The following is a 13,641-nucleotide window of genomic DNA, read 5'->3' on the forward strand; positions in this document are numbered from 1 at the left end:
TATGAGAATATTTACAGCGGAGATCAAAAGGCTTCTGAAGACCAGGTCGGTCCTTATCCTGATACTGGCGGCCCTTCTGCTGGCGCCAGTCCTGGCCTATTTTCCGGCCTCCTTTGAGACCTGGACCTACAGGGACGACAGCGGGCAGGAGGTGACTGTGAAGGGCCGGGATGCCCTTCTTAAAGAGGCGGAGAACCAGGGACAGTTCCAGGGGGAAATTACCGAGGAGAAGCTGCTGGCGGCCCTCCAGAGATGGAAGGATTTCGCCGCGGGCTACGAGGGGGGACTGCCCGATGGCATCTACGATGAGCGGGTGACAGCCAGTGATTACTGTGAGAAGGTATCCAATGTAGGCGGCATCCTGAACCGGATGTGCGAGGCCTGGGCGGACCCGAAGACAGGCATAGCCCCCGGGAGGGATGACCTGACCGAGGAGCAGGCGACAGGCTTTTACAGCCAGTGCAGACAGCATATTAAGGATCTCATCTATCTGGAGGGCGGAGGGGAGAGCGCCCGCACAGACAGCGCGGTGCAGCAGGCGCTGGCCCTCTACGACCGGGTGGAGATGCCCTTTACCTACGAGCCGGGAGTGACGCCGGACGCTATAGAATACGTGGGCATTTATGTGTTCCTGCTGGTGCTGATCTGTACCTTTATCCTGGTGCCGGTCTTTGCCAGCGACTGCCAGACCCAGGCGGACCAGATCCTGAAGTGCGCCAGGGACGGGAGGAGGCGCCTGGCGGTGAGCCGGATTTTGGCAGGCCTTCTCCTTGTGGGCGTCCTGTATCTTGCCTGCATGGCCCTGTTCCTTCTGCTCCTCAATGCCTTCTTTGACTTCAAAGGGCTGGACACCTCCCTGCAGCTGCTGGTGTCGGTGTCCGTGTTCCTGCCCCTGACAGTGGGACAGCTGGAGCTACTCATCGGGGCGGCGGGATTTGTCTCTCTGCTGGCCACGGCCGCCTTCACCCTCTTCCTGTCGGGAAGGATGAAGACAGTGGCCCCCGCCAGCATAGCTGCCTTTGCCTTCCTCATCCTGCCTATGGTAGTGTACATGATCCTGAGCGGAAATATTGGAAAGTGGATCCGCTGCCTGCTGCCCGCCGGCGGCGTGGGCATGATGAACAGCTTTACCTACGCGGCCATGGACACAGGCTTTGCCTACCTGGGAAATACAGCCATCTGGCTCCCGTACCTGATGATGGGAGCGGCGGCAGTGGAGTGTATCCTCTTTGCAGTGCTGGCGGGAGTGAGCTGGTGCAGGCGGGGGAGATGAGAACAAAGCCTGCGCTGCTGATCGTCAGGGGGATTTACCGATTTCCTGTCGGAAGCGTGCGGATCTGGCCTGGCAGATACTTCTCCAGCGTCACCCGGCTGGCCGCCGGCGACAGGAATTCCTGGGTGGAGAGCATGGATTTCTGCTGCTGGGACAGCTCCTCGTGTTCAAAATGCTGCCTGTACTGCCGGGGAGAGCAGCCGAACTGATGCCGGAACCCCTGGTTAAAATATTTGATGTCAGAGAAGCCGCAGGCAATACTGATGTCCAGGAGAGAAAAGTCCGTCAGAAGGAGAAGCTGGCGGGCTTTTTCGCATCTCATTTTCATCACATAGGACTGAAAGGACATACCGAAGACAGACTTGAAAAAGTGGGACAGGTAGCTCATGGACAGTCCCAGCTCCTGCGCCAGGTCCGTGAGGAGCAGCTTCTCGGAGTAGTGGCTGTCTATGTAGCTGCTGATCTTCCTGACCCGCCGGGCTCTGGTGGCGGAGAGCTGCCGCTCCTTTTCCGAGATGCGGACGCAGGGAAGATACCGGGGCAGTCTCTCGAAAAAGAGACAGATCAGTCCCGCGCAGCGGAGGGCGGAATAGTCCCCGGGATGGAAGTAGGCGCTGGCAATGTTAAGGAGCATCCCTGCCAGAGAAGCCCGTATATCCGAAGCCCATGTATCCGGAACCAGCACGTCCGTACCCTGCGCATCCCGGGAGTGAGGCTCCAGGGAGAACTCTATATTTTCTATCTGGGGAAAGATCGGCCCGAAAAAGGAGGGGGAGATCTGCAGGGACAGGATCAGGGCGGGCTGCTTTGCGATCAGCTCGTGGCTGGTAAAGGGGTTAATGACCCAGAGGCTGCCCTTCTCATAGGTGTGCTCCCTCCCCCTGGACAGCAGGCACACCGTCCCCTCCAGGAGCAGACAGATCTCAAAATCCTTATGTATATGGGGCGTCCGGTAGAGGAGATTGACCATGAAAACCTTGTACTGGCCGGCCCCGTGGGAAATCACTTCAAATTCATCTTTCATCTGTTATCCACCTCCCTTCCAGTATACAGAAATCCCAGAAGACGTGCAAATAAAAAAGCTAATTTGTCATAGTCCGAACATGAATTAATCCATGCAGGATCTCTCCCTCTGTCCTATAGTAGAGCTATAGAAATTCTCACGGAAGAGACCGCCAGGAGGCTGGCGGGAGACAGGAGAAATGAAAAAAGGAGGTTTGACAGTATGAGCAGAAGATTAACCTACGGAATGGTGGGCGGAGGCCCGGGATCCTTTATCGGGGACGCCCACAGGAGAGCCATCAGCCTGGACAGCTCTGCCAGGCTGGCGGCGGGCTGCTTCTCCAGGACACCGGAGAAGTCAAAGAGCCAGGGAGAGGCACTTGGACTTGAGCCGGAAAGATGCTACACGAACTACAGGGAGATGGCCCAGGCAGAGGGAAAGAGAGAGGACGGCATTGACTTTGTCGTTGTGGTGACACCGAACGCCACCCACTATGAGATCTGCAAGGCGTTTCTGGAGGCGGGCATCCATGTGGCCTGCGACAAGCCTCTGGCCACAGACAGCGCCCAGGCGGAGGAGCTTCAGAAGCTGGCCCGGGAGAAAGGGCTTCTTTTCATGGTCACCTACACCTACATGGGACATGTGACGGCCAAGTACATCCGGGATCTCATCAAAGCCGGAGAAATCGGACAGATCCGAACCGTCATGGCAGAGTACCCCCAGGGATGGCTCTACAATGAGAAAGACTGGGGCGGCAAGCAGGGCGAGTGGAGATGCGATCCGGCCCAGTCCGGAAGGGTCAACTGTCTGGGAGATCTGGGCACCCATGTGGAAAACGCGGTGGCTACTATGACAGGGCTGAAGGTAAAGAGAGTCCTGGCAAAAATGGATGTGGTAGTGCCGGGCAGGAAGCTGGACGACAATGACCAGATCCTGGTGGAGTACGAAGGCGGCGCCACGGGCGTCAACTGGTCCTCCCAGTTTGCCATCGGCTGCGACAACAGCCTGCGGGTGCGCATTTACGGGTCAAAGGGAACCATCCTCTGGTTCCAGGAGAACCCGGAGGAGATAACCCTCATCAGGGAGGACGGCATTGCCCGCACCATCAAGAGAGGCTACGGAGCGGTCACGCCGGACGCGGCAAAGTACGGCAGGCTTCCGGCAGGACACACGGAGGGCTGGCTGGAGGCAATGGGAAACCTGTACGACAGCTTTACCCAGTGCGTGGAGGCCAAAGAGGACGGAACATTTACAGAGGACATGATCGATTACCCCACTGTGGCAGCAGGCGTGCAGGGCATCAGATATGTGGAGGCCTGCCTGGAGAGCAATGAGAAGGGAAACGTGTGGGTAGAGGTTTAGAAGCTGTGAATTGATCAAACAGGAAATGTCAGAAAGGAGAGACAAAGAAATGGCAAGACCGGTAACAATTTTTACAGGACAGTGGGCAGACCTGCCCATGGAGGAGATGTGCAAGACTGCGCAGAAGATGGGATACGAGGGACTGGAGATCGCCTCCTGGGGACAGATCGACGTGGAGAAGGCAGCAAAGGATGAAAATTATGTGAAAGAGCTGAAGGACACGCTGGCTAAGTATGGCCTGGGATGCTGGGCCATCGGCATGCATCTGCCGGGACAGTGCGTGGGCGATGCGGAGCAGTGGGCCTATGATCCCCGTCTGGATAACTTCGCCCCCTCGGCGCTGGCGGGCAAGCCGGAGGAGATACGGGCCTGGGGCACGCAGCAGATGAAGTACGCGGCCCAGGCGGCAAAAAATATGGGAGTGGATACAGTCACCTTCTTTATGGGCTCCCCCATCTGGAAGATGTGGTACTCCTTCCCCCAGACAAGCGAGGAACAGGTGGAGGCCGGCTATCAGAGGATCAAGGAGCTCTGGTCTCCCATCATGGATGTGTACGATGAGTGCGGCGTAAAGCTGGCTCTGGAGGTACATCCCACAGAGATCGCCTACGACTACTGGAGCACAAAAAAGCTGCTGGAGACCTTTGACTACAGACCTACCCTGGGCATCAACTTTGACCCCAGCCACCTGATCTGGCAGGGACTGGATCCGGCTATGTTCCTCTACGACTTTGCGGACCGGATCTATCACGTACATATCAAGGACGCCAAGCTGAACCTGAACGGCCGCAACGGCATCCTGGGGTCACACATCACCTTCGGCGACCAGCGGAGAGGCTGGAACTTTGTGTCTCCGGGACACGGGGATGTAGACTTTGACAACATCATCCGGGTGCTGAACCAGATCGGCTACGACGGCCCTCTTTCCATCGAGTGGGAGGACAGCGGCATGGAGAGGATATTCGGAGGGACAGAGGCCTGCGAGTTCACAAAGCAGATCAATTTCTCACCCTCAGACGTGGCCTTTGACGATGCCCTGAAGACAGACTAAATGAAAGGAAGAAAAGACAATGACAAAATTTAAATTTTCAGTAGGACCATGGAATGTACACGAGGGAGCGGACTCCTATGGACCGGCAACAAGAAAAACCATACCCATTGAGGAAAAATTTAAGAAATTCGCGGAGCTTGGCTTCTCCGCCGTGCAGTTCCACGACGACGACGCTGTGCCGAACATCAACGAATACACGGAGGAGGAGATCAAGGAGAAGGCAAGAGAGCTGAAGAAGACGCTGGATAAGTACGGACTGAAGGCAGAGTTTGTGGCTCCCCGTCTCTGGATGGATGAGCACACTATGGACGGCGGTTTCATGAGCACCTCCAAGGAGGACAGGGACTATGCCATGTGGAGAGCTTATCGCTCCATCGACATCGCCAACGAGCTGGGGACGGATATGGTGGTTCTCTGGCTGGCAAGAGAAGGCACGCTCTGCGCGGAGAGCAAATCCCCTGTGTGGGCCACGAAGATGCTCATCGAGGCCATCAACAAGATGCTGGAGTATGATCCCAAGATCCGGGTCTGCATTGAGCCAAAGCCAAACGAGCCCATCGACAGGAGCATCTGCGGCACCATGGGACATGTGATGGCCATCTCGGCCGCTACCATCGACCCCTCCAGAGTGGGAGGAAACCTGGAGAGCGCTCACGCCATCCTGGCAGGCCTTGACCCGGCCCACGAGATCGGATTTGCCATGGCTATGGGCAAGCTGATGACCGTGCATCTCAACGACCAGAACGGCATCCGCTACGACCAGGACAAGACCTTTGGCGTGGAGAACCTGCGCGCCGCCTTCAACCAGGTGAAGGTGCTGAAGGAGAACGGCTACGGAAGCCACGGCGAGTATGTTGGACTGGACGTAAAGGCTATGCGCACCACAAAGGATGAGGACAGCTACAAGCATCTGGAGAACAGTCTGAATATCTTCAAGGCACTGGAGGAGAAGGTGGAGAGATTTGATTATGACTTCCAGAAGAAATGCGTGGAGAACCGGGATTTTGAGGCCCTTGAGATGTATGTCATGAACCTGCTCATGGGCATCGACTAGACTGGAGGTAGAAGAGAAATGCTTGTTACACTGAGAGAAGTACTAAAGGACGCCCGGGAGAAAAAATACGGTGTGGGACTTTTTAACACCGTCAGCCTGGAGATGGCAAAGGGCGTCCTGGGGGCGGCGGAGGAGCTGAAAAGCCCGGTTATCATCGGCACGGCCGAGGTGCTCCTTCCCTACGCCAGCCTGGAGGAGCTGGCCTATTTCCTTGTCCCCATGGCAAAGAAGGCGTCTGTTCCGGTGGTGCTCCACTTTGACCACGGGCTGACGGACACAAAGATCGTGGAGGCCCTGCGGCTGGGTTTTTCCTCCATCATGTACGACTGCTCCACGGACACCTATGAGAACAACATCGCCCGGGTGACCCAGATGGTGAAAATTGCAGGCATGTTCGGCGCCTCCGTGGAGGGAGAGCTGGGACATGTGGGCGCCAACGACGAGAGCGCCGGGGATGACAGCATCTACACAGAGCCGGACCAGGCCAGGGATTTTGCCCTGCGCACCGGGGTGGACGCCCTGGCGGTGGCCATCGGCACGGCCCACGGCGCCTACAAGGAGAAGCCGAAGCTGGATATCGGGCGTCTGGCCCAGATTGCCGAAACCGTCCCCGTCCCGCTGGTCCTTCACGGCGGCAGCGGGCTCTCTGACGAGGATTTTAAAAACTGTGTGGCAAACGGCATCAGCAAGATCAATATCTTTACAGACATCAACTGCGCGGCCGCAAAGGCAGCCCACGACAATTACAGCCAGGGCTGCGGCCTGACAGACATCCAGAATCAGATCACAGAGGCAGTGAAGCAGGAGACCATGAAGAAAATGCGTATCTTCGGAAGCGCAGGCAGAGGGTAGGTGAGTCTATGGCGGGGAAGATCATTGTAGCGGGGCACATCTGCCTGGACATCACCCCGGTCTTTGCCTCCGGGAAGACGCAGCCTCTCGCCAGCGTCCTGACTCCAGGAAAGCTGGTTCAGATGAAGGACGTGAACATCAGCACCGGCGGCGCCGTGGCCAACACGGGGCTGGCGCTTAAGGTGCTGGGGGCGGACGCGGAGCTCATGGGAAAGGTGGGGGACGACGAGTTCGGACAGATCGTCCTGGACCGTCTGAGAAAATACGGAGCGGAGGGAGGCATGCTGGTGTCCGCGGACAGCAGCACCTCCTACTCCGTGGTCATCGCTCCCCCCGGGACGGACCGTATCTTCCTCCACAACCCGGGGGCCAACGACACCTTCCGGGCAAAGGACCTGGATTTTGAAAAAATTGCACAGGCCGATTTCTTCCACTTCGGCTATCCCCCCATCATGCGGCACATGTACGAGAACGAGGGGGAGGAGCTGGCGGGGATCTTCCGCCGGGTGAAGGAGGCAGGCCTTACCACCTCCCTTGACATGGCGGCTGTGGACCCTGACTCAGACGCAGGGAAGGCGGACTGGGGGAAAATCCTGGAAAAAGTGCTCCCCTATGTGGACTACTTTGTCCCCAGCGCGGAGGAGATCTGCTTTATGGCGGACAGACCCCGCTATGAGGAGTGGATGACCCGGGCAGCAGGCGGGGATGTGACCTCTGTCATCAGCGTGGAGGAGGACATCCGGCCGCTGGCAAAGAGAGTCCTTGACATGGGGGCTTCCAGCCTCCTGATCAAATGCGGCGCGCCGGGCATGTATTTTACAGACGGGAAAAAAGAGATATTTGAGAGAAGCTATAAACCGGATAGAGTGCTCTCCGGGACGGGCGCCGGGGACACCAGCATCGCGGCGTTCCTGAAAGCCCGGATGGAGGGGCGCTCCATAGAAGAAAGCCTCCATCTGGCAGCGGCCACAGGGGCCAGCTGCGTGGAGGCCTACGACGCTCTTGGCGGTCTTCGCTCCTTTGAGGAGCTGGAGCGCAGGATAAATGAAGGATGGGAGAAGCTGTAGGGTGGAGGAAATGGTGCTGATCACGCCATCACCCTTGTCTCCTCCACAACAGGAAAGGTGAGCTGTACCTGGAACTGGTCGCCGTCCACGGTGACCTGCAGCCCGCCTTTCATGTTTTTTACAAAGCTCTCCGCTATGGCGAGGCCCAGGCCGTGTCCCTCCGTGTTCCTGGACTTGTCTCCCCTGGCGAACCGCTCCATGATCTCCTCCGAGGTAAAATCCATCTCGTAGGCGGCGGTGTTCTTGATGGTGACCTGGACCTGGGAGGCCCGCCGCTCGGCGATGATGTAGATGCGGGTTCCGGCAAGGGAGTATTTCAGGGCGTTTCCGATCAGGTTCTGGAGCACCCGGTACATCTTTTTGCCGTCCCCTGTGAACTTGAGGGGCATCTCCGGCAGGGCTTCACGGATGACCATGCCGCTGCTCTTTATGGCGTCCTCCATGTCCCCCAGCGTCTGCTCCAGCAGCTTTTTCATGTCCAGTGTCTCCAGGTGGAGCTCTGCGGTGCCGCTGGTGGATTTGGACAGGTCAAAGATGTCCTGGATCATGTCTTTTAAGCTCTCCATCCGGGAGGACAGCACATCCACGTAGTCCTTTGCCGCGTCGCTTAGGGGCTCCTGCTTTAAGAGATCCACATACCCGATCATGGAGGTCAGAGGAGTCTTCAGGTCGTGGGATACATTGGTGATAAGGTCGATCTTCATCCGCTCCGCCCGCATCTGCTTATCCAGGATGGTCTGCAGGCTTTCGCTGATCTCTTCCAGCTGGCAGGAGGCGGGATACAGGTCCGACCTGGCACCCAGGGAGGTGCGGACAGACAGGTCCCCGTCTGCCATGGCCCTTATCTGCCCGAGGAGCTGCCCAAGATCTGCGTAGAGCCGGTTGTTCTCAAAGGTCCGGGCGGCGGCCAGAAAGGCCAGAAGCCCGCCGGCGATGCCCAGGATGGTCAGCTCGTTTGCCCCGTACCAGGTGGAGAGCAGAAAGAAGCAGAAGATGCCAAGGAGGATGCCTCCTGCCACCAGGAAGAAGGACAGAAGATATTTTGTGCGCAGCTGCTTCTCAAAGGGAGTGGAGCTCTTCCACCTCCGGTACAGCCTGCATGTGAAGGAGGTGTCCCCCCAGATGCCAAGGAGACGGCGCCGGATCAGCAGGATGAGGCAGCCGAGAAAGAGGAGGGCCAGGGGGAAGAAGAGGAGCGCGCAGCCAAGCGTCAGGCTCTCCAGACCGTAAAAGACGAAAAAGCCTGCCAGGGACTCGGACTGAAAGATCACAGACCTTAGCTCACCCACCCACAGAAATCCTGTGAGGACAGCTGCGGCCAGCAAAAGCTCAGCGCTGAGCTGGTCCAGAACCCGCACCTTCAGCTTTTTCCAGCCGTCTGCCCTGGAGCGGAAAAAGTGCAGGTAGAGATAGGCGGCCAGCGCAGCCCCCGCCAGGAGTCCAAGGCCCAGGGCGTACGTCTCCCAGATGGGGGACGAGTAGGAGACGCTGTACCACCTGATGTAAAAATTGCGCTGGTAAATAAACCTGTACGCCGCAAATGCGGCCACAGCGCCGCCAAGCAGCCAGAGCCCGAAGGCGGCTTTCGCCCAGAGGGGTACAGATCTCAGTTTTTCTGCTGCGGATTTAATCATATTTTTCAATCTTGTAGCCAATTCCCCACACCACCTTTAAATATTTTGGATTTTTCGGAGTGATCTCGATCTTCTCCCGTATCCTGCGTATATGGACCATCACCGTCTTCTCACCGGCGTAGGCGTCCTCCTGCCACACCCGGCTGTAGATCTGCTCTGCCGAGAAGACGTAGCCAGGGTGCTCCATGAGAAGCTCCAGGATCTTGTACTCTGTGGCTGTCAGCCGGACCGGCTCCCCGTCCACGGTGAGCTGTTTTGTGTTCCGGTCCAGCAGGAGACCGCCGTTTTTCAGCACATTGCCGGAGCCGCTCCCCTCACCTGCCGGAGCCGCTCCCAGAGAAAAATATCTTCTCAGCTGGGACCGCACCCGGGCCATCAGCTCCGCCGTGTTGTAGGGCTTTGTCACATAGTCGTCAGCGCCCATGGTGAGGCCGGAGACCTTGTCGCTCTCCTCCGTCTTGGCGGACAGGATGATGACAGGGATGTTGTGCTTCCGGCGGATGCGCATGAGGGCGGAGAGCCCGTTAAGCTGCGGCATCATCACGTCCAGGAGGATCAGGTGGACCGTGTCAGTCTCCAGCCGGTCCAGAGCCTCCATGCCGTTAAAGGCCGTCAGCACCCGGTAGCCCTCCAGCTCCAGGAGCTTGCCCAGAGAGCGGACGATCTCCCGGTCATCGTCCACTACTAAAATGCTGTATTGTTCCATCAAAATCCCCTCCGTTTTTGTTTTCAAATGCAGTATAGCAGATGGATATGAGTTTTTTTCTTCATAATTCTAACATTTTTTTTAAGAAATGAGAATGGATTGACCTGCTTGTATTATTGTGATAGTATAAAACAACAAAGACGATACAGAGGAGGAAATGAACATGGTATATGAGAGGCTGTCAAAAAATGCCCTGCGCTGCATGTACGCGGCGGGGGCGGTCACAGGCGTCATCCTGCTGGCAATCATAGGGGCCGTGGATTACTTCTGGGTGTTCCCAAAGGATATTGTCATCGGGAAATGGCTCTCTTTTGGGGCGGCCCTCCTGATCCTGTTCGATGTGTGTGTCAGCCCCTGGTTCCGCTTTTATCGTTACCGCTATGGCATCAATGAGGAGTGCATTGACATACAGGAGGGCTACCTCTTCGTGAAAAGGCATATCGTACCCATTGAGAGGCTTCACAAGCTGGAAATGCGGATCGGCCCCCTGGACCGGGCCTTCGGGGTGGCGAAGGTGATCGTCACCACAGCGGGAGGGGACGTGACCATCGCTTTCCTGGACACAGAACGGGCGGAGAGGATCGCGGAAGCTCTTAAGAAGCGGATCAATGAGATCGTGGCAGAGCAGAGAGAAGAGAGGCGGGAGATGGGCCATGGAAGAAAATAAAAAGTTCAGAAATCATGTGTCCGTGGTAGCGGAGCGAGTGGGGGCCGGAACCTACGCCCTTCTGGCAGTCCTGGCGGGCATCTTTATACAGAACGCGGACGAGCTGCTGGATGTGGGCGGCTCTCTTCTGGCGGACAGAAGGGCCCTTTTGTACCTTCTCATCTGTCTCGGCCTTCTGCTTGTCAGCATCGGAAAGACCTGGTGGACCTGGTCGAAAACATGGATCTCCATCCAGGATCAGGCCATTGTCATTGAGAAGCGCACGGTCAACGGCTCGGAACATGTCATCGGCATTAAAAATATCTCCAACATTAACCTGGAGCAGAACCTCTTTGAGATGCTCATGGGCACCTGCAAGGTCAAGATGGACACAGGGAGCCTCTCCACCGCCAACAGCACAGATGTGACCATTGTCCTGAAAAAGGCGAAGGCGGAGGCCTTTAAGGACAAAGTGGAGTCACTCCTGAGAGGGGAGGATGCGGCAGCTGCGCCGCGGGAAGTCCAGGAGGAGACCTACGACTTCCGGGCCGGCTCCGGGGACATTATCCGCCACGGCGTCTGCTCCATGAGCGTACTGTCCATCGTAGTCGTGATCCTGGGCCTTGTGGGCGCTGTGGTTATGGCGGCGGAGGCGCTGGGGCAGGAGAACGCCCTGGACTCCCTCCTTCGGTCCGCGGTGAGCCTTCTGGCAGCCATCGCCATCATCCTGTCCGCCGTGTGGGACATTGTGAAAGACTTTGTGCGGTATCTGGATTTCCGCGTGAAGCGGCAGCAGAACCGGATCTGTATCCGATACGGTGTGCTGAAGAAGGTGGAGTACACCATTCCCGTGGATATGATACAGGCGCTGAAGCTCCGCCAGACGCTGATCGCCCGCCTTCTTGGGAAATATATGGTGGAGATCGTGAATGTGGGCATGGGGGACGACAAGGCGGAGAAAAACTCCTTTCTCATTCTCTACAGTTCGGAGAAGGAGGTATATGAGAGGCTGCGGGTCATTTTGCCGGAGTTTGCTGCTATCGCGGCCCGGCAGGTGCAAAGGCAGCCCCGTTCCGCCTGGGCTGCCTGGCTCTGTCCCCTCTTCCTGTATGAGGGATGTGTGGCAGCGGCAGGAGCGCTGGCTCTCCTGTGGATGCCGGACTATATTCCGGCGGCGTACATGCAGCTGTACCATGTGGCGGCGGCAGCAGGCCTTATCCTCCTCGCGGCGGCGGGTCCGGCTGTCCTGGCTCTGCGCTATCTCACATCCGGTCTTGTCATGAGCGATGGATTTGTCAAGGCCGTCTCAGGTTGCTTTGGGCGCAGAGTGGTGGCGGTGCGGTATGCGAATGTGCAGTACGTGACCCTGGAGCAGAATTTCATCGCCCGGGCCTGCGGCATATGCAAGGGGACACTCCACCTTCTGGCGGGGGCAGAGAACATGGCCCACGGGCTCCCCTATTTTGATGTCCGGCGGGCGGATCAGATGAGGGAGAAGATGTGCGGAGGGACCGAAGATTAATAGATTTCATCTATAAGTGTATTTTCAAAATCAATTGGCAATTATGCTCCGAAATTACTATACTTAGAGATAGAAAAAACATTAGGAGGTAATGGAAATGTCAATTACAGCGGAAACCGCAAAACAGCATGAAAATGATCCAGCAGTGCTTTGCTGCAGGGCGGAGGCAGGGATCACCATTGAGGCCGCAAACCTTGAAGATCCTGCCATTTTTGATGAGCTGGTTGACTCCGGACTGCTGTCTCTGGACGGCTGCCTGAAGATCAAACAGGTACTTGGCGCAAAGCTGACCAAGACAAGCGACTCCTTATGTCCTCTTACACCTGACAATGTGGAAGGATACAAGGATGACAACGGCGAGGAAGAAACGCCGCAGGAGGAGACAGCTGAAGAGACGTCAGCAGCACCGGCAGTGGAGGCAGCTGCCAGCGTGCAGGGAGCAGTTACGACCATCAAGAGCGGTAAGGTTGTAATCTCTATCAAGGAAGGAAAGGATATCTATCTGGAGCTTCCTATCTAATCCAGCCAGAAAGCCGGCAGAGAAAAATGGGGTGAAATGATCTGCCGCAGGCCCGCATATCCGAATTGTTTTTTGTTGCTATGGAATGATAAATAAGACATATAAAAAGGCGGCTCCCTTTCGGGAACCGCCCATTCCATTTCCGGGGAAATGATCCTCCGGAAAATTATCCTTCAATGGCAATGTAGTCATTTTTTTCAACAGCCTTTGCGTCCTTCTTCGGAACAGTCAGCTTCAGGATACCGTCCTCATATTTGGCTTTGATCTCATCCTGAGTTACGCCCTCGCCCACATAGAAGCTTCTGCTCATGGCACCTGCGTAACGCTCCTTGCGGATGTATTTGCCTTTCTTATCCTTCTCGTCCTTGTCAAGGCCCTTGGCAGCGGAGATGGTAAGGTATCCGTTCTCCAGCTTGGCATTGATCTCGTCCTTCTTAAATCCAGGCAGGTCAATGTCTACCTCATAGGTGTCATCGGTCTCCTTTACATCGGTCTTCATCATATTTTTAGCATGTTTTCCATATAACGGGTTCTTCTTTCCAAAGAAGTATTTGTCAAAATCATCGTCGAATGGGAAGTCCATCCAGTCATCAAATAAGTTTTCTCCAAAAATACTAGGCATCATCATAAGTCATATCTCCTTTCAAAAGATCATATGTTGTAAGTTGTTAGCACTGTCGGAGAAATCCGAGGTGTTGTGTTCCCTGAACATCGGAGACGTTCTGTTCTTCCGGAGCGCTGCTCCTTTTTGAACCCCTTTCCTTTGTTCTAGTTGTACTATAACACTTATTACTAGCACTGTCAAGAGATGAGTGCTAATTTTTTTAAAAAATTTTTGACCAAATTTTTGACCTTTTTTGCAAAGGTACATCTGTTTACACCTCCTGTGCCCATTTTACCCCTCATATGGCGCGGCAGGCAATCTACTGGCAGGAGAGTTGTGCCTTTTGC

Annotated in this window: 13 protein-coding genes; 9 read left to right on the top strand and 4 right to left on the bottom strand. The window is 56.2% G+C overall.

Annotation, left to right across the window (positions count from 1 at the left end; all coding sequences use genetic code 11):
• The first annotated feature begins 1 nt into the window (after nucleotide 1).
• Nucleotides 2-1,273 (top strand): ABC transporter permease, encoded by a 1,272-nt coding sequence (locus tag FGQ86_RS01625; RefSeq protein ID WP_138302803.1) that lies wholly within the window; start codon nucleotides 2-4, stop codon nucleotides 1,271-1,273.
• Between the two features lie 34 nt (nucleotides 1,274-1,307).
• Here FGQ86_RS01625 and FGQ86_RS01630 read toward each other — a convergent pair whose 3' ends face one another.
• A complete protein-coding gene (locus FGQ86_RS01630; RefSeq protein WP_138302804.1) occupies nucleotides 1,308-2,297 on the bottom strand; it encodes an AraC family transcriptional regulator in 990 nt (329 codons plus the stop codon).
• A 201-nt stretch (nucleotides 2,298-2,498) separates the two neighbouring features.
• Between FGQ86_RS01630 and FGQ86_RS01635 the strand changes: the two genes are divergently transcribed.
• Genes FGQ86_RS01635 through FGQ86_RS01655 form a run of 5 tightly spaced genes read left to right on the top strand, consistent with a single transcriptional unit; the run spans nucleotide 2,499 to nucleotide 7,662 of the window.
• Nucleotides 2,499-3,638: a Gfo/Idh/MocA family oxidoreductase gene (locus tag FGQ86_RS01635; protein WP_138302805.1), complete on the top strand. Its 1,140-nt coding sequence runs from the start codon at nucleotides 2,499-2,501 to the stop codon at nucleotides 3,636-3,638.
• 49 nt (nucleotides 3,639-3,687) lie between these two features.
• Nucleotides 3,688-4,689: a sugar phosphate isomerase/epimerase family protein gene (locus tag FGQ86_RS01640; protein ID WP_138302806.1), complete on the top strand. Its 1,002-nt coding sequence runs from the start codon at nucleotides 3,688-3,690 to the stop codon at nucleotides 4,687-4,689.
• Nucleotides 4,690-4,708: 19 nt separating this feature from the next.
• Entirely contained in the window at nucleotides 4,709-5,743 is a 1,035-nt protein-coding gene (locus FGQ86_RS01645; RefSeq protein ID WP_138302807.1) for a TIM barrel protein, read from the top strand.
• An 18-nt stretch (nucleotides 5,744-5,761) separates the two neighbouring features.
• Entirely contained in the window at nucleotides 5,762-6,595 is an 834-nt protein-coding gene (locus FGQ86_RS01650) for a class II fructose-bisphosphate aldolase (RefSeq protein WP_138302808.1), read from the top strand.
• 8 nt (nucleotides 6,596-6,603) lie between these two features.
• Nucleotides 6,604-7,662: a carbohydrate kinase family protein gene (locus tag FGQ86_RS01655; protein WP_138302809.1), complete on the top strand. Its 1,059-nt coding sequence runs from the start codon at nucleotides 6,604-6,606 to the stop codon at nucleotides 7,660-7,662.
• A 20-nt stretch (nucleotides 7,663-7,682) separates the two neighbouring features.
• Here FGQ86_RS01655 and FGQ86_RS01660 read toward each other — a convergent pair whose 3' ends face one another.
• Together FGQ86_RS01660 and FGQ86_RS01665 are read right to left on the bottom strand one after the other, a co-directional pair.
• On the bottom strand, nucleotides 7,683-9,317 hold the full coding sequence (locus FGQ86_RS01660; protein WP_138302810.1) for a HAMP domain-containing sensor histidine kinase: 1,635 nt from the start codon (nucleotides 9,315-9,317) through the stop codon (nucleotides 7,683-7,685).
• Complete coding sequence (locus FGQ86_RS01665) at nucleotides 9,289-10,002, bottom strand: response regulator transcription factor (RefSeq protein WP_138302811.1); 714 nt, start codon at nucleotides 10,000-10,002, stop codon at nucleotides 9,289-9,291. Before FGQ86_RS01665 ends, FGQ86_RS01660 begins: the two co-directional genes overlap by 29 nt.
• Nucleotides 10,003-10,165: 163 nt before the next feature.
• Here FGQ86_RS01665 and FGQ86_RS01670 point away from each other — a divergent pair, with 163 nt between their 5' ends.
• From FGQ86_RS01670 to FGQ86_RS01680, 3 genes are all read left to right on the top strand, one after another.
• A complete protein-coding gene (locus FGQ86_RS01670; RefSeq protein WP_033124743.1) occupies nucleotides 10,166-10,669 on the top strand; it encodes a PH domain-containing protein in 504 nt (167 codons plus the stop codon).
• Nucleotides 10,656-12,170, top strand: a complete 1,515-nt coding sequence (locus FGQ86_RS01675) for a PH domain-containing protein (RefSeq protein ID WP_171031490.1) — start codon at nucleotides 10,656-10,658, stop codon at nucleotides 12,168-12,170. The genes FGQ86_RS01670 and FGQ86_RS01675 overlap by 14 nt, the downstream gene beginning before the upstream one ends.
• 97 nt (nucleotides 12,171-12,267) lie before the next feature.
• Complete coding sequence (locus FGQ86_RS01680; RefSeq protein WP_033124745.1) at nucleotides 12,268-12,690, top strand: sugar transporter; 423 nt, start codon at nucleotides 12,268-12,270, stop codon at nucleotides 12,688-12,690.
• Between the two features lie 166 nt (nucleotides 12,691-12,856).
• Here the strand turns inward: FGQ86_RS01680 and FGQ86_RS01685 are convergent, their stop codons facing one another.
• A complete protein-coding gene (locus FGQ86_RS01685; protein WP_033124746.1) occupies nucleotides 12,857-13,318 on the bottom strand; it encodes an Hsp20/alpha crystallin family protein in 462 nt (153 codons plus the stop codon).
• Between the last annotated feature and the right edge of the window lie 323 nt (nucleotides 13,319-13,641).

The organism is Clostridium sp. BSD2780061688st1 H5 (genome assembly GCF_005845155.1).
Lineage (GTDB): Bacteria > Bacillota > Clostridia > Lachnospirales > Lachnospiraceae > Claveliimonas > Claveliimonas intestinigallinarum.